Below are 16,199 nucleotides of genomic sequence, written 5' to 3'. Positions count from 1 at the left end.
CGAGCCTAGCCGGCGTCGGCGAGGATGAGTTCGCCGGCGCGCGACGCCATCGCCATCGCGGGCGCATTGGTGTTGCCCGACACCAGCGACGGCATCACCGAGATATCGACGACGCGCAGCCCCGACACACCGCGAACGCGCAGGCCGGTGTCAACGACCGATGCGGCGTCGGTGCCCATCCGGCAGGTGCCCGCCGCGTGATAGCCGCTGCCGCCGATCCGGTGATAGGCGTCGACGATCTCGTCGTCGGTTTCGATGCCGGCGCTCGGATCGACCTCGGCGACGACGAACGGCGCGAGCGCCGGCTGGGCGAAGAGGTTGCGGATCGCGCGGAACAGCGCGACCGACACGCGCCGGTCGTAATCGGTTGCCAGATAATTGGGATCGATGATCGCCGGCGTCGCAATGTCCGGCCCGGCGATCAAAATGCTTCCCTGACTTTCGGGGCGCATCACATAACCGCCGCACATCGCGCCATGGAAATCGTGAAGCGACAGGCCGGGGGTGCGGCTGTCGATCGACATCGGTCCCATGCCGAGCTGGGCGTCGGGGCGCCCGCTGCCGGGCTCGGTGCGGATGAAGCCGCCGACCTCGAACGCCGCCGAGGTCAACGGCCCCGATTTGAACAGGAAATAGCGCAGCGCGCTGAGATAGAGGCCGAGACCCTGAAAGGCGAAATTCTCGCTGCCGCCGCGCAGCCGGTATTGCGCACGGAGCAGGCGGTGCTCGCGCATATTGTGGCCGACCCCCGGCGCGTTGTGGAGCACCTCCATGCCGACGCTTTTCAGATGGGCGGCGGGGCCGATGCCCGACCGCTGGAGCAGCGTCGGCGAATTGAGCGCGCCGGCGCTCAATATCACTTCGCGCGCGGCAATCTCTTGTTCGCCCGAAGCGTCGCGGATGCGCACACCGGTGATCCGGCTGCCCTCATGCACCAGCCGCAGCACATCGGTGTCGGTCACGACCGTGACATTGGGCCGCTGCATCGCGGGGCGCAGAAAGACCTTTGCCGCGCTCTGGCGCTTGCCCTTCCAGATGTTGCGCGGCTGGTAGCCGAAGCCGGCGCTGTCGAGCGAATTGAGGTCGTCGACCGTCGGCACCCCCATTTCGGCGGCGGCGGCGATCATCGCCTCGAGCACCGGCAATTTCGTCGGGTGGACGGTGATGTTCAGCGGACCGCCGGTGCCGCGCATGTCGGATGCGCCCAGTTCATGGTTCTCGAGCGCCTTGAAATGCGGCTTGAGGTCGGCCCAGCGCCACCCTTCGCAATCCCATTCGTCATAGTCGCTCGGCTGGCCGCGGACATAGACCATGCCATTCAGCGAACCCGACCCGCCGAGCGCCTTGCCGCGCACCCAATATTCGGGTTCGTTATGGCCGCCGGTCTTCTTCGCGACATAGGCATGGGTCAGCTTCGGATCCATCAGCGTCCTGCCGAAGCCGCGCGGCATGTCGATCAGCGGGCTGGAATCGACCGGGCCGCTTTCGATCACCAAAATCTTGTGGCGGCCGCTGCGACTGAGCCGTTCGGCGAGCACGCAGCCCGATGATCCGGCGCCGACGATGATATAGTCGAACGGTCCCATTTCAGATCTCGACCATGTCGAATTCGGCCTTCACCGCGCCGCAATCGGGGCATTTCCAGTCGTCGGGAATATCCTCCCACGCCGTGCCGGGTTCGATGTCGCCCGCCGGGTCGCCGAGTTCCTGCTCATAAATCCAGCCGCAGTTCATGCACATCCACTTCTTCATGGGCCGTCTCCGTCAGCTGTCGAACCTGACCCACAGATGCTCGGGCACCCGCAGCAAATGTCCCCGGATATCGGGGCCGGGCTTGTCGGGATCGAGCCGGAGGCCCGGCAGCCTGTCGAAGATCGCATTGAGCGCGCGCGTCATTTCGACCCGCGCCAGATGCTGCCCGATGCACAGATGCGGGCCGCTCGCAAAGGCGATGTGGCGCGTGCTGCGGTTGCGGAAGATGTCGAAGCTGTCGGGATTTTCGAACTTGCGCGGATCGCGGTTGGCCGAGGCGAGGACCAGATTGATGAAGGTCCCCGCCTTGATCGTTATGCCGTCGATCTCGCTATCCTGCGCCGCATAGCGGAAGGTCGAGGTCACCGGCCCTTCCCAGCGCAGCGCTTCGTCGATCGCCTGCGGGATCAGGCTGCGGTCGGCGGCGACCGCGGCGAGCTGCTCGGGATGCGTTAGCAGGCCGGTCAACAACACGCTGGTGCCGCGATAGGTGGTGTCGCCGCCGGCGTTCATCAGCTGGCGAAGGAAGGAGATCAGCACATCGTCGGGCAGCCGCTCGCCGCCGACCTCGACCGTGGCGAGGTGGCTGATCAGGTCGGTGCCGGGATTCTCGCGCTTGCGCGCCAGCAGGGCGCCAAAGAAGGTGCCGAGTTTCGTGCTCGCCTCGGGACCTTGCGGCAGGCCGATCGACGACAGGATCTGCGCGATCGCCAGCTTGTGGAACACCGGCGCCTGATCGGGTTCCAGCTCGACCTGCGCATAGATGACCTGGAACGGATAATGGTGGGTGAATTCCTCGATCAAATCGGCTTCGCCGCGCCCGACGAACTCGCCCATCAGCCGGTTGACCACCGGATCGACCACCGTCTCGCCCCATTGGGTGACGATCTGCGGCAGGAACGCCTTCTGGAATATCTTGCGGTAATGCGTGTGTTCGGGCGCATCCATCACCGTCACCGTGTTGCCGAACGAGCGGCCGAGGTTGCGCCGGAACGCTTCCTTGTTGGTGAAGATTTCGGGCTGGGTCAGCACCTTCATCACCGCGTCGTACCCAAGCACCATCACCTGCGGCAGATGCCCCATCTGCGCGTCGGGCACGTCGGTGAACTGCATGCGATAGCTGCCCTCGACCACCGCGCCCTGCGCCATCAGCTCGTGGATGCGCGGGTAGGGATCGGGGCAGTTGCCCGTCGACAATTTCTCGACCAGGAACGGGTCGAAACTCTTGTCCTCGAGATCTTCGAGGCGGGGCATCGCGGTCATGATTTCCACTCCAGGCCGAGCGCCGCGACCACGGCCTTGGAAATCGGCAGGATCGGGTCGTCCTGCGGGTCGCGCGCGTTGAACATGCGGTTGTGGCAGATCGCCACGGCGAGGTGCTGGTCGGGGTCGGCCCAGCCGATCGAGCCGCCGGCGCCGGGATGCCAGATCGCGCGCGGGCCGCTGACGCGGTGGCCGCCGAGCCAATATCCGCCGGTGCTGATCGGGATCGGAATGCCGAACATCACCGGGTCGGGTTCGTCGCCATTGTCACGGATCGTGGAGAAGCCCGCGACGCGGTCGGCGGACAGCAGGCGCACCCCGTCCAGTGCGCCGCCGCCCGCCAGCATCGCCCAGAAGCGTGCTTCGTCGCGGGCGTTGAAGATGCCGCCGACCCCGGCGATGCACGCCCGCTGCACCTCGGGCCGCGCGAACACCGGCGGCACCAGGTCGACCGAGGCGGGCATCGAGCGGGCATAAAGCGTCGCGGCGGGCGGCGGGGGGTCATTCTCGTTGCGGTTCGACATGACGGCGACGCGATCGGCGACCGTATCGGGGATGCCGATCCACAGGTCAGAAAGGCTGAGCGGCGCATTGATCTCGTCGAGCACGAACTGGCGGAAGTCGCGGCCCTTCGCGTCGCTGCGACGGACGATCTCGCCGATGATCCAGCCGAAGGTCATCGATTGATAAAGCGTCTTCTCGCCCGGCGGCGCGAGCGGCTCCATCGCGGCGATCGCGCCGGTCATATACTCCCAGTCGCACATCGCCTCGGGGGTCACGCCTTCGGGCATCAGCGGGACGCCGGCGCGGTGGGTGAGAGCGTGGCGCACCGTCGCTGCGGACTTGCCGTTCTGCGCGAATTCAGGCCAGTAATCGGCGATCGGCGCGTCATAATCGACATGGCCGTGCTCGGCCTGGATATGCAGCGCGGTCGCGGCGACCGCCTTCGTTACCGAATAGACATTGTACAAGGTGTCGGCGTCGGCCTTGCGCCCCGACGCGGGGTCGGCGAGGCCATCCCACAGGTCCAGCACCTTGGCGCCCTTGTGATAGGCGACGACATGCACCGCCTCTTCATGCCCCGCATCGATCGCAGCGCGGATCGCGGCGCGGACGCCGCTGTCGTCGATGGCCATCACACCGCCCACTTCAGATAGAGTTTGTCGACGCCGTTGACGCTGCCGGCGGCAAAGACGGGGGGGCGGTCGGGGTCGATCTCGAAATCAGGGATCGCGGGCAGCCATTCCTCAAGGAAGATGATCAGCTCGCGCCGCGCCAGCACATTGCCGGGGCAGACATGCGGCCCCGCACCGAACGCGGCATGCTTGATCTCCGACGGCTTGCGGTGGAAATCGACGACCTCCGGTCGGTCATTGATCCGGTCGTCCAGGCCATAGAGGCATTTGGGCATCTGGATCATGTCGCCCTTTTTGAACTTCAGGCCCTTATAGTCATAATCTTCGGTCAGCTGCCGCGCGGTGTTCGGCAGGCCGTAGCGGCGCAGGAATTCCTCGCAGGCGACCTGCGCAAGCTTCGGATTTTCGACCAGTTCACGGCGATGCCCGGGGTTCTTTGCGAGGAAATGCGCGACGAAACCGATCTGCGACGCGACCGTATCGAGTCCGCCGACGAGCACCAGCAGCGACATCGCCATGATCTCGTGTGGGGTCAGCGCCCGTTCGCTGACCTCGCCGTTGACGATCATGCCGAGCAGGTCTTCGCGCGGGTTCGCCTTGCGGTCCTCGATATGCCCCATCAGATAGCCGGCGAGTTCGCCCTGGGTCTGGGCCTTTAGCTCGATGTCGTTGCTGCGGACCGCGATTTCGGCGCGCGGCAACAGGAAGTCGCGATCGCTCAGCGGCAGGCCCATCATCGTCAGGAACACGTTGATCGGCAGCACCTTGGCAAAATCGTCGATGAATTCGCATTCGCCGCGCGGCTTGAGCGTCGCTACGAGTTCCTGCGCGGTCTCGCGCGCGACTTCGGAATATTGGCGGACCTTCTGCGGCGTGAAGCCGGTCATCAACAGCTTGCGATAGGGGGTGTGGTCAGGCGGATCGAGCGACAGCGGGATCGATTTCATCCGGCCGGGGTTGAGCGGGATGTCGAATTCATTGTGGCTGAAATGTTCGTGATCGACCTGCATCACCTGGATGTCGGCGGCGCGCGTCGCGATCCAATAGCCGCCATAATGCGGGGTCCACACGATGTCGGGGCCCTTGTGGAGCTCGGCCCAGGCGAGCTGGATATCCTCGGCCTTGCCGGCGAGCGTGTAGAAATCGAAATCGACCACCAGTTCGGGTGGCACATTGTCGGGGACCGCGACTGTCTGCGGCATCGCTCGCTCTCCTCATCCCATCGTCCGGTCCTGGAGACCGTCGTTTCTTGAAGTTTTCATGCGCCCAAAGAGGCGGGTCACCCACGGCTCTGACACTTGGACATAATTTGTCAATTCGTTTCTGGCCGCTTCCGGGTGGCCATCGGTTGCCGAAAGGTCAAGGGCGGCCTGTCTGGCTTGCCCCGAATCCGGCGCCAACAAACCTGCGCCTCGGCTGCTGCATAATCAAGTGACTTAGTTATCTGATTATTACGTTTTCGATTGACTCTTGACGGCCGCAGCATTTGAAGGAGGGTAAGCGCTAATCATATAGAGGATTGAGGATGGAACTGGGCTTCGGGGCGGAGTATGACGCCTTTCGTCAGGAGGTGCGGGACTTCATCGGCCAGCATTGGCCGCCCGCCGACGGCAATCTGAAATCGCGCGAGAACGAGCGGGCGTTCGTGATCGCGGCGACCGAGCGTGGATATCTGCACCGTGCGATCCCCAGGCGTTTCGGCGGCAGCGAACAGGCAGCCGACATCGGCAAGGCCGAGATCATTCGCGAGGAACTGACCAAGGCGCGCGCGCCGGCGGGTCGTATTCCGGGCAATGGGCTGGTCGTCCCGACGCTGCTCGAATGGGGCACCGAGGACCAGAGGGACCGCTTCATCGCGCCGACGCTGCGCGGTGACATCGTCTGGGCGCAGGGCTTTTCCGAACCCAATGCCGGGTCGGACCTCGCATCGCTGCGCACCAAGGCCGAACTCGTTGGCGACAAATGGATCATCAATGGTCAGAAAATCTGGACCACCCACGCGCACAAGGCGACGCACATGTTCTGCCTCGTGCGTACCGAACCCGATGCGCCGAAGCATGCCGGCATTTCCTATCTGCTCATCGATATCCGGCAGCCTGGAGTGACCGTGCGGCCGCTGGTCCAGATGACGCGCCAGAAGGAATTCAACGAAGTGTTCTTCGACAATGCCGAGACCCCCGCCGACATGCTGGTCGGCGAGCGCGGTCGCGGCTGGAACGTCACCCGCTCGACGCTGAAGCACGAACGGTCGGGCATTTCGTCGATGACGTGGAGCCTGTCGATGTTCCGCGACCTGGTGAAGATGGCGAAGGAGGTCGAGCGCGACGGTGCGCCCGCGATCAAGGATCCCCGCATTCGCGAGGAACTCGCCGCGATCGAGGGCCAGTTGATGTCGCTCACTTACTCGACCTATCGCGCGACATCGCACGACATGCACGACCGCGATATCGGATCGTTCCAGACGATGCCGAAGCTCTATATGACCGAGCTCGCCGGGCGGATTTCCAAGCTCGCGCGCGATATCATCGAGGATGATTTCACCGACATGGGCGGCGCGCGGCTGAAATGGATCGAGCGTTTCATGATCTCGCTGTCGATGTCGATCGCCGGCGGCACATCGAACATCCAGCGCAACATCATCGCCGAACGGGGGCTCGGCCTGCCGCGCGACCGGTCGCAGGGGGCGGGCGCATGAACTTCCTGCTCTCCGACGATCAACTCGCGCTGCTCACCTCGATCGAGGATCTGCTGCGCGACCGCTGCGATTCGCTCCGCGTCCACAAGATTTTCGACGTCGAGGGCGAGGCGCAATATGATGCCGAGCTATGGGCCGCGCTCGTCGATATGGGCCTGCCGGCGATTTTCGTACCCGAGGAGCAGGGCGGCCTCGGGCTGGGCATGGTCGATCTCGCGGTCGTCGCCGAACTGCTCGGCGCCTATGCCGCGCCGGTGCCCTGGCTCGGCCATGCGCTGGCGATTGTCGCGATCGCTTTGGGCGGCAGCGATGCGCAAAAGGCCAAGTGGCTGCCACGGCTCGCGGCGGGCGAGATTTTGGCCACCGTCGCTTTCGGCGAAGGCAAGGGCGCCTGGCTCCCCGAGGAATGGCAATTGACGGCAACTGGCGGTCTTGCCGGCACCAAGGTGCTGGTCCCCAACGCCGCGGAAGCCGATCTCATCGTCGTCGGCGTCGCCGAAGGGCTGGCGCTGGTCGAGAAGGGCGCGGCTTATAGCACGCAGCGGATCGACAGCGGCGACCGCACGCGTCCGGTCGACACGGTGGTTTTCGATGGCGCGGAGGCCGAGTTGCTTACGGACGGGCTGGCGGTGCGCGACCGTCTGATCGACGCGGCCGCAGTCCTGATCGCCGCCGATGCCTTTGGCGGTGCCGAGCGGTGCGTGACGATGTCGGTCGACTATGCCCGGGTGCGCGAACAATATGGCCAGCCGGTCGCGGGCTTTCAGGGGCTGCGCTATCAGCTCGTCGAAATGGCGCTGGCGACCGAACCCGCCCGTGGGCTGTACTGGTACGCCGCGCATGCGTGGGACGCTTTGCCCGAGAAAGCCGCACATGCTGCGGCGCAGGCAAAGGCGCATCTGACCGACACCTATCTCCAGGTGACGCGCGACACGGTCGAGGCGCATGGCGGCATCGGCTTTACTTGGGAGCATGACACGCACATCTATATGAAGCGCGCCATGCTCGACTGGGCCTGGCTGGGATCGCCCAGCCGCCACCGGCTTCGCGCGGCGGATCTGGCGGGCTGGTAGATGGACCAAGGGCAGGATGTCGTTCTCTATGCGGTTGAGCGGGGCGTTGCGCGGATCGCGCTCAACCGTCCCGACCGGCTGAACGCGTCCAACGGCTTATTGTCGCGCGGCCTGACCGCCGCTTTCACCCGTGCCGCCGCCGATCCCGAAGTGCGGGTCGTGCTGCTGACGGGGGCGGGGCGGGCGTTTTGCGCTGGCGCCGACCTGCAGGTCCTCGACGAACTTTCCGATGATCCGGCGGCGCAGAATTCGGGTTCGGGCGGCCTGCGCTATGACGGACTGATGTCGATGCCAAAGCCGGTCATCGCCGCCATCCATGGTCCGTGCGCGGGGATTGGCCTCGCGCTCGCCTGTTCGGCCGACATTCGCGTCGCCGCCGACGATGCGATCTTCGTCGCCCCGTTCGCCAAGCTTGGACTGTGTGCCGAGGGAGGGCTGGCGTGGCTGCTGTCGCGATTGATGGGCTCCGGCAATGCCGCCGAAATGCTGCTCTCGGCGCGCGGGATTGCCGCCGACGAAGCCCATGCCAAGGGGCTTGTCTCGCGCCTGTTCCCGCTCGCGGGTTTTCACGATGCAGCCCTGGCCTATGCGGTCGAACTGGCGCAAGGCGCGCCGTCGAGTTTTGCGCTGATCAAGCGCCAGCTTGGCGATGCAAGCGGCGAGGATTTCGAAACGGCGCGCGCGAATGCGGCAAGGCTGACGCGCGAAACCCTTCATGGCGCTGATTTCGGTGAGGCGCTGGCGGCGAAACGCGAAGGGCGGCCGGCGCGCTTCGCGCCCGTCACCGCGACCTTCGCGCCGCCCATAAGCGAAAGCTAAATCATTCGAGCTTCATCAGATGTTCGGTCCGGTAAACCTGCAGCGCGGCGTAGTCGCCGTCGCGGACGCGGTTCGCGAAATCGGGATTGGCGATCATCATCCGCCCGACCCCCAGCAGATCGAAATCGCCCCGCGCAAAGCGCCGCAGCGCCTCTTCGAGCATATGCGGCGGGCCGTCGATCGTCGCGATGTCGGTCGGCGCCGCTGCCTTGCCGCCGGCCGCGACGGCGCGCAGCGCGGCCATCGCGTCCTTTTCCAGCACCTCCTTGGCGATCCCCAGCGAGCCGACCATCATCGTCGGCTTTCGCGTCAGCCTTTTGATCCAGCCCGACAGGCTGAGGTCCGATCCGGCGAATTCGGCTTCCCAGAACCGCCGGGTCGAACAGTCGAACAGGTCGGCGCCGGCAGCCGCCAGCGGCTCGACGATTTCGGCCAGCTCGTCGGCGGACTCGGCGATCCGTGCGCGATAGTCCTGCTGTTTCCACTGCGACAGGCGCAGCATGATCGGAAAGTCGGGCGCAGTCGCGGCGCGGCAGGCGGCGACCACTTCGGCGGCGAAGCGGACGCGATTGACCAGGCTGCCGCCATAGGCGTCGGTGCGACGGTTGAAGCGCGACCACAGGAATTCGTCGATCAGATAGCCGTGCGCGCCGTGGATGTTGATCCCGTCACACCCGATCGCCATCGCGGTCGCCGCGGCGCGGGCATAGGATGCGATGCACTCGTCGATCTCGGCGACCGTCATCGGCTCTTCGACCTGCACCGGCTCGGGCGGGGTCAGCGACGGATCGATCAGCCCTGGCATATAAAGCCCCGACGGCCCCATCGACTTCATATCGCGGTTGGCCATTTCCAGCTTCGGGTCGTCGGCAGGATACGGCGAACGCATCAGCGCAGCGTGCCAGATCTGCGGCATGAACGCGCCGCCCTTGGCATGCACGGCATTCGCGACCTTCGCCCAGGCCTCGGCGCCCGCACCATATATCGTCGAACTGGTCCGCATATGCATCGCGGTCGGATGATCGATCGCGGTCGCTTCGCCGATGACCAGTCCCGCTCCGCCTTCGGCGCGGCGGCCATAATAGGGGGCATAGCCCGGCGACAAAACCCCGTCGCTCGCCGAACCGCGCCCCATCGGTGCCATGACGAAGCGGTTTTGCAGCGTCAGCCGGCCGATCGTCAGCGGCGTGAAAAGCGGCGCGACGTCCAGCGGCTGCGCGCCGTTTCCGGCTGTCGCGCTGGTGGTTTTCATACGCTCGGGCTCCGTCGGGCCGGTATAATCGGTTACAGCGATCGTAGCGGTTTGCAGCATATCTCACTCTCCCCTTGTTCGTCTGACGTCTTTTAAATAGTATACTGATATAATCAGGTGACAAGGGGGGAGTCGATGGCCGACGGCGCCACGGAAGACTGGGTGCAGCGGCTGGAGAAGGTCGAGGCGCAGCTCGCGATCCAGCAACTTGCCGCGCGCTATGCGCGCGCGGTCGACAGCCGAAACCTGGACGATCTCGGTGCGTTGTTCGCGCCGCAGACGCGCTTCGGCGACGACGGGCTGGGGGCGACCGGCGCGCGCGCCTTTTATGGCCGCGTGCTCGCCGGCTTTTACCGCAGCTTTCACCAAGTCGCCGGCCATGTCATCACCGATATCGCCGCCGACAGCGCGCGCGGCACCGTCTATTGCCGCGCCGAGCATGAGGATGGCGACCATTGGATCGTCAACCTGATGGTCTATTTCGACCGCTATTGCCGCGTCGACGGGCGCTGGTATTTTCTCGGGCGGCGGCCGCGTTTCCTGTTCGTCGGCGACCCGCGCACCGCGCCGCGCACGATCGATTTCAACCAATGGCCGGGGCGCGAGGACCGCTTCCGCTGCGAATTGCCGCAATCGGACGAGAGCTGGGGCCAGTATTGGGATGGGCATCCCGATGAGCGGGCGGAGGTGACCAGCCTGCCCTGAGCGGCCTCAGCGCGCCGACCAGCCGCCATCGATCGGGATCATCAGCCCCGTCGCACGCGCGCCGGCGGGCGCGGCGGCCCAAGCCACCGCATCGGCAATCTGTTCGGGCGACACCATTTGCCGCGACGGGTGAAATTCGCCGACGAGCGCGGTGCGCGCCTCTTCGCTCATCGCCCGCGCGATATTGGGGGTCAGCGTCAGCCCCGGCGCGACGACATTCACGCGAATGCCGCGATCAGCATAGAGCACCGCCGCCGCTTCGCTGAGGTGCACGACCCCGGCCTTCGCGGCATGATAGGCATAGGAGGCGAAGCGCGTCACGCGAATGCCCGCGAGCGATGCGACGTTGACGATGCTGCCCGACCCGGCGGCGAGCATCGGCGGCAGCGCATATTTCATGCCCAGCACGCAACTCGTCAGGCATTGGCGCAGCGTATTGTCCCAAGCATCCAGCGCGACGTCTTCCAGCCCGATTCCAGCGGCATCGCCGACGCCGAAATTGCCGACATTGTTGATCGCGATATCGAGGCGGCCAAAGGCGGCGAGCGCCGCCGCGACACTCTGTTCGGCATCCGCCTCGACGGTCGCATCGGCGCGGAAGAAGGTGACGGCGCCCGGCATTTCGCCCGCCATGCGCTCACCGGCGGCTTCGTCGATATCGGTGAACAGCACCTGCGCGCCATCGGCGACCAGGCGCCGCACGATCGCTTCGCCGATCCCCGATGCACCGCCGGTGACGAGCGCGACATGGCCTGCGAACCCCTGGGTCATGACATCCTCCTCGCTCGCCTAAGGCGACATGAAAAGGCCGCCATCGGCCTGGAAGGTCATGCCGGTCAGGAAGGAGGCGTCGTCGCCCGCGAGGAACACCGCGAGGCGGCCGCCGTCGGCATAGATGTCGCCATAGCGGCGGAGCGGGATCGTCTCGACCGCCTTTCGGGCATGGTCGGGCTGGTTGCGAACGAAGCTCTGCAACGCGTCCGAGGCGATCGCCGGATTGATCACATTGGCGGTGATGCCATATTTGCCCCATTCGCGCGCCGCGGTTCGCGTCAGCCCGCGAATTGCCTCTTTGGCCGCGTTATACGCCGCCGATCCCTCATAGCCGATCTGCCCCCAATAGGAGCCGAAGTTGATGATCCGTCCGGCGCCCGAAGCCTTCAGATGGGGGAAGGCCGCCTTCATGAAATAATAGGTTGCAGTCGGACCCGTCGCAAAGGTGCGGTCCCACTCGCCGTCGTTGAAATCCTCCAGCGGCGTGATCACCGGTGTCGGCGCCGGCTGCTCGGCGGTGCCGAAACTTTGCGCGTTGTTGACGAGGATATCGAGCGCGCCAAAGCGCTCGACCGCGCCGGCGACGGTCGCGGCGATCTGCGCCGCATCGCCGACATCGCAGACCATCCCGACGCCTGTGCCGCCCGCTGCAGCAATTTCGGCGAGGGTATCGTCGATGCTGCCCTGCGATCGCGAGGCGACGACGACATTCGCGCCTTCGCGCGCCAGTTCGACCGCGATGCCGCGTCCGATCCCGCGCCCGGCGCCGGTGACGATCGCGGTGCGGCCGTCCAACGATCCCGCCATGCTTGCTCTCCTCGCTCGCCGCGTCAGGTCAGGACCAGCCGTGAATTTTCGTCGAACGGCAACAGGTCCTCGCCCTCGCGGATGCGGCGCGTCCAGTGTGGATCGTGCATGATCGCGCGGCCGACCCCGACGAGGTCGAACTCGCCGCGCGCGAGGCGTTCGGCCACTCTGTGGACATTGTCGCGCGCCGCGTCGGACCCGCCGGTCTTTTTCGAATCATAGACCCCCGACGACAGGCCGACGCCGCCGACGGTCTGCGACGCCTTGCCGGTCAGCTTTTTGGCCCAGCCCGCCAGGTTGAGCGGCGAGCCTTCGAATTCGGGCTTGTCGAAGTAGCGCTGGCTGCCGTCGAAGATATCGACCCCGGCATCGGCGATCGGACCGAGTACCTCTTCCAGCTGCCGCGGCGTATCGGCGAGACGGGCGCGGACGTCCTGCTGTTTCCATTGCGAGAAGCGGAAGTTGATCACCGGATCGGGGCCGATCTCGCGGCGCACGGCCCGGACCAGCGCGGCGGCGAAGGCGGTCCGGCCCTTATGGTCGCCGCCCCAGCGGTCGGTGCGGCCGTTGGTACCCTCCCACAGGAAATTATCGACCATATAGCCATGGGCGCCGTGGATCGCGATCCCATCGAACCCCGCCTCCATCGCCCAGCGCGCACTGCGGGCAAAGCCCTCGATCACGTCGCCGACCTCGCTGTCGGTCATCGCCCGGCCGGGTTTGGCTGCGACCCGTTCGATATAGTCGGGCGAGACCATCGCGGTCCGGTCGAGTGGTCCCCAGACGCCCGAGGGTCGTACCGATTCGGTGTCGGGATGCGGGCCGGTGCCCATTTCGCGCATCACCCCCTGATGCCATAATTGCGGCATGATCACGCCGCCGGCGGCGTGGACGGCATCGATCACCGCGCGCCAGCCGCTCAGCGCCGCCTTGCCGTACATGTGCGGGGCGTTGTCGCCATCGACGCCGCTGCCGCCCAGCGCGGCGGGATGATCGACGCCGACGCCTTCGGTGATGATCAGCCCGGTGTCGGCGCGGCGGCTATAATAGTCGGCGACATCGGCGCCGGGAACGCCCTGCGGCGAAAAGCCCCGCGTCATCGGCGCCATGACGATGCGGTTCGCGAGGCGCAGCGAGTGCAGTGCGAAGGGAGAGAAGAGGGGAGCGATCCGCTCGTCCATGGGGTGTTCTTTCGCCTGGGTCATTGTGACGGGGCCGCAAGGCTGCGCGGGAGTCTCTGCGCCACAAGGGCACCGATCAGCGCGGTGACGGCCACGAACAGAAAGACATTTTCATAGGCCGCCTCGGTCGGGAAGACGCCGGTGGATGCCCCGTGATGACCGCCCCCCCTCGACAGCATCGTCGCGACAGTCTGCGCGCCGATCGCCATCGCGGTCGACCGGATCACCGCCATCATCCCGGTGGCTTCGCTGACCCGGTCCATCGGCGCCGCGCCGACGATGACGATCGGGATGGTGACGTACACGATGCCGAGGCCCACCGCCTGCACGACGAGCAGCAGCATCACGGTCATGATATCCTCGTGCCAGGCGACCAGCGCGAGAAAGGACGCCACCACCATCAGGCACCCCGTCGTCGCGACGCGGCGCGGACCGAAATTCTGGTTCGCGCGCGCCACCAGCGGATAGATCAGCCCGGTGAGAATGTTCGCGGGCAGCAACAGAAAGCCGGCGAGCGTCGCGCTGAGCCCCAGTCCGGCGCCGGTCGCGGGCGATTGCTGGCCGAACAGCGCCATGATCTGCCCGCCCTGGAACACGCCGAGCGCGATCGTCACGAACAATATATTGGCCCATGCGATCTGCGGCTTCGCCAGCAGGCGGACGTCGATCAGCGGATTTTCGACGCTGAGTTCGCGCCAGATCCAGGCGATCAGCGACAGTATGGCGACCGCCGCATAGACCATCGTCATCGGATCGGTGAAGCCGGCGTGGCCGCCGTTATCGATGGCGAGCAACAGGCCCACTGCCGCCGGGATGAACAGCAGGCCGCCGACCAGATCGTCGCGCACGCCGCCCAGGTTGGATCGCTTGTCGGGGGCGACATGGATCAGCACCGCGACGAAGGCGATGGCGCCCATCGCCGCCGAAACCTTGAAGATCATCGACCAGTCGGCATAATCGACGATCAGCCCGCCGATCACGAGCCCCGATGCCGCCGCGATGCTGGCCGACGACGCGATGAGGCTGATCCCCAGCGGCACGCGGTCCGCCGCGACCCGTTCGCGGATCAGGCCGAAACACAGCGGGATGATCGCGCCGGCCAGGCCCTGCATTGCGCGCCCGGTGATCAGCCAGCCGAGGTCGCTCGTAACGCTGCTGATGAGCGATCCGACCGTCGACAGCGCGACGACCCAGAGCAGGATGCGCCGCCGCCCCAGAAGATCGCCGAGCCGGCCGAACAGCGCCGCGCCCGCCGCCGACGACAGCATGAAGGATGTGACCAGCCAGCCCGCCGACGACGTGCCGCCGAAGTCGGCGACAAGGCTGCGCATCGCGGCATAGATCATCGTCAGTTCGAGCGCCGCGACGACCTCGGCGATCATCAGCGGAATGATGAGCCGGTAAAAGGCCGAAGCCTCCGATCGGGCGGGCAATGCTTCGGTCACTCTATTCTCTCTCCCGCACGATCATTCTGTCTTCGGATCAGCCGCGCGGCATGCCGAGGATGCGTTCCGATACGATATTGCGCATGACCTCGTTCGATCCGCCCGCGATCGTCCAGCCATAGCTTTTCAGGAAATCATTCATGCGCAGCCGGCTGCTGTGCCCGGTGCCGGGGATCGACGGCTGCCACTTCAGCGCCGCGATGCCATCGGCGCGCAGCAGGAATTCGGTGTAGCGTTGCAGGAACGGGCCCCAGATCAGCTTGATATAGGTCGGCAGCGTCGGCGACGCCTTGTCGGGATTCGCCTCGAGTTCGATCAACAGCTTGCGGATCATCAACCGCAACGACTGAAGCTCGGCATGGAAGGCGGCATATTCGCGGCGCAACTGGACGTCCTTCATCCAGCCGTCCCTCGCCTCCTCGGCGTCGAGCTCGAACGACCGCGCGAGCCGCTCGACCGCGCCGAAGATCAGCAGGCCGCGCTCGGTCGACAGGGTGGATTGGGCGATGTTCCAGCCATTGCCCTCGGCGCCGATCAGATTTTCGGCGGGGATTTTCACATCGTCGAGGAAGATTTCGGCGAACTCGGATTCGCCGGTGATCTGCAGGATCGGGCGAACCTCGACCCCCGGCGATGTCATGTCCATGATGAAATAGGAGATGCCGTCATGTTTGCGCTTGCCGTGCGGGTCGGTGCGCGCGAGGAGCAGGCAATAGTCGGCGTGCATCGCCGCCGACGACCAGATCTTCTGCCCGTTCACGACATAATGATCGCCCTCGCGCCGCGCCGCGGTGCGCAGCGAGGCGAGGTCGGACCCCGCGCCGGGTTCCGAAAATCCCTGGCACCAGATGTCGGCGCCCTGCGCGACCCCGCCGATATAGCGATCCTTCTGTTGCTGTGTGCCATGTTCGAACAGCGTCGCCGGGGTATGGAACAGCGAGATGGTGAACATGTCGAGTTCGGGCGCGTCGGCGCGCGCGAATTCTTCATAGACGATGATCTGATACGCGAAGGGAATACCGGGGCCGCCCCACTCGCGCGGCCAATGCGGCGTCGCCAGCCCGACCTTGCGGCGTTCATCGAGCCATTCGACAACGATCGCTTTCAGTTCGGATTCGCGTACAGCCTGCCATCGCCGGCGCCAGTCGGCGGGCACGGTGGCGGCCAGCCAGTCGCGGATTTCCTGCCGGAACGCCGCCTCGTCGCCGACCTTGGAGACGATGTCGAATGTCCGGCCCATCACGCGGCCTCCAGCATGTCGGCAATGCGGTCGAGCAGGACCACCCGGGTGCCGAAC

At 65.8% G+C, this 16,199-nt stretch carries 15 protein-coding genes; 4 read left to right on the top strand and 11 right to left on the bottom strand.

Annotation, left to right across the window (positions count from 1 at the left end):
* Positions 1-5: 5 nt before the first annotated feature.
* From ASD67_RS04675 to ASD67_RS04655, 5 genes are read right to left on the bottom strand one after another with little or no spacing between them, the layout of a single operon-like run.
* On the bottom strand, positions 6-1,586 hold the full coding sequence (locus tag ASD67_RS04675; protein ID WP_056344095.1) for a GMC family oxidoreductase: 1,581 nt from the start codon (positions 1,584-1,586) through the stop codon (positions 6-8).
* 1 nt (position 1,587) lies between these two features.
* Positions 1,588-1,752: a rubredoxin gene (locus ASD67_RS04670; protein ID WP_056344091.1), complete on the bottom strand. Its 165-nt coding sequence runs from the start codon at positions 1,750-1,752 to the stop codon at positions 1,588-1,590.
* A gap of 12 nt (positions 1,753-1,764) precedes the next feature.
* Entirely contained in the window at positions 1,765-3,015 is a 1,251-nt protein-coding gene (locus ASD67_RS04665) for a cytochrome P450 (RefSeq protein WP_056344087.1), read from the bottom strand.
* Positions 3,012-4,151 carry a serine hydrolase domain-containing protein gene (locus ASD67_RS04660; protein ID WP_056344085.1) on the bottom strand — a complete coding sequence of 380 codons (1,140 nt, stop codon included), beginning with the start codon at positions 4,149-4,151 and terminating at the stop codon, positions 3,012-3,014. The genes ASD67_RS04665 and ASD67_RS04660 overlap by 4 nt, the downstream gene beginning before the upstream one ends.
* On the bottom strand, positions 4,151-5,353 hold the full coding sequence (locus ASD67_RS04655; protein WP_056344082.1) for a cytochrome P450: 1,203 nt from the start codon (positions 5,351-5,353) through the stop codon (positions 4,151-4,153). The genes ASD67_RS04660 and ASD67_RS04655 overlap by 1 nt, the downstream gene beginning before the upstream one ends.
* A gap of 323 nt (positions 5,354-5,676) precedes the next feature.
* On the opposite strand from ASD67_RS04655, the gene ASD67_RS04650 reads away from it, so the two are divergent.
* Genes ASD67_RS04650 through ASD67_RS04640 form a run of 3 tightly spaced genes read left to right on the top strand, consistent with a single transcriptional unit; the run spans position 5,677 to position 8,738 of the window.
* Positions 5,677-6,846 (top strand): acyl-CoA dehydrogenase family protein, encoded by a 1,170-nt coding sequence (locus tag ASD67_RS04650; protein ID WP_056344079.1) that lies wholly within the window; start codon positions 5,677-5,679, stop codon positions 6,844-6,846.
* On the top strand, positions 6,843-7,919 hold the full coding sequence (locus ASD67_RS04645) for an acyl-CoA dehydrogenase family protein (RefSeq protein WP_056344076.1): 1,077 nt from the start codon (positions 6,843-6,845) through the stop codon (positions 7,917-7,919). Before ASD67_RS04650 ends, ASD67_RS04645 begins: the two co-directional genes overlap by 4 nt.
* Positions 7,920-8,738, top strand: coding sequence for an enoyl-CoA hydratase-related protein (locus ASD67_RS04640; RefSeq protein ID WP_056344073.1), 819 nt, complete (start codon positions 7,920-7,922; stop codon positions 8,736-8,738).
* 1 nt (position 8,739) lies between these two features.
* On the opposite strand, the gene ASD67_RS04635 is transcribed toward ASD67_RS04640, so the two are convergent.
* Positions 8,740-9,990 (bottom strand): oxidoreductase, encoded by a 1,251-nt coding sequence (locus tag ASD67_RS04635; protein WP_082544978.1) that lies wholly within the window; start codon positions 9,988-9,990, stop codon positions 8,740-8,742.
* A gap of 135 nt (positions 9,991-10,125) precedes the next feature.
* On the opposite strand from ASD67_RS04635, the gene ASD67_RS04630 reads away from it, so the two are divergent.
* A complete protein-coding gene (locus tag ASD67_RS04630; protein ID WP_056344068.1) occupies positions 10,126-10,695 on the top strand; it encodes a nuclear transport factor 2 family protein in 570 nt (189 codons plus the stop codon).
* Between the two features lie 6 nt (positions 10,696-10,701).
* Here the strand turns inward: ASD67_RS04630 and ASD67_RS04625 are convergent, their stop codons facing one another.
* The 5 genes from ASD67_RS04625 to ASD67_RS04605 are packed head-to-tail and all read right to left on the bottom strand — an operon-like array spanning position 10,702 to position 16,142.
* Positions 10,702-11,466, bottom strand: a complete 765-nt coding sequence (locus tag ASD67_RS04625) for an SDR family NAD(P)-dependent oxidoreductase (protein ID WP_056344065.1) — start codon at positions 11,464-11,466, stop codon at positions 10,702-10,704.
* A gap of 18 nt (positions 11,467-11,484) precedes the next feature.
* A complete protein-coding gene (locus ASD67_RS04620) occupies positions 11,485-12,276 on the bottom strand; it encodes an SDR family NAD(P)-dependent oxidoreductase (protein ID WP_056344062.1) in 792 nt (263 codons plus the stop codon).
* Positions 12,277-12,299: 23 nt separating this feature from the next.
* Positions 12,300-13,481: an NADH:flavin oxidoreductase gene (locus ASD67_RS04615; RefSeq protein WP_235535568.1), complete on the bottom strand. Its 1,182-nt coding sequence runs from the start codon at positions 13,479-13,481 to the stop codon at positions 12,300-12,302.
* On the bottom strand, positions 13,478-14,902 hold the full coding sequence (locus ASD67_RS04610; RefSeq protein ID WP_056344058.1) for an MFS transporter: 1,425 nt from the start codon (positions 14,900-14,902) through the stop codon (positions 13,478-13,480). The genes ASD67_RS04615 and ASD67_RS04610 overlap by 4 nt, the downstream gene beginning before the upstream one ends.
* Positions 14,903-14,939: 37 nt before the next feature.
* Positions 14,940-16,142 carry an acyl-CoA dehydrogenase family protein gene (locus ASD67_RS04605; protein ID WP_056344056.1) on the bottom strand — a complete coding sequence of 401 codons (1,203 nt, stop codon included), beginning with the start codon at positions 16,140-16,142 and terminating at the stop codon, positions 14,940-14,942.
* Between the last annotated feature and the right edge of the window lie 57 nt (positions 16,143-16,199).

Source organism: Sphingopyxis sp. Root1497 (assembly GCF_001427085.1).
In the GTDB taxonomy this organism is placed as follows: Bacteria; Pseudomonadota; Alphaproteobacteria; order Sphingomonadales; family Sphingomonadaceae; genus Sphingopyxis.
The sequence above is the reverse complement of the archived record's forward strand: the minus strand, read 5'-3'. Positions and strand labels throughout refer to the sequence as shown.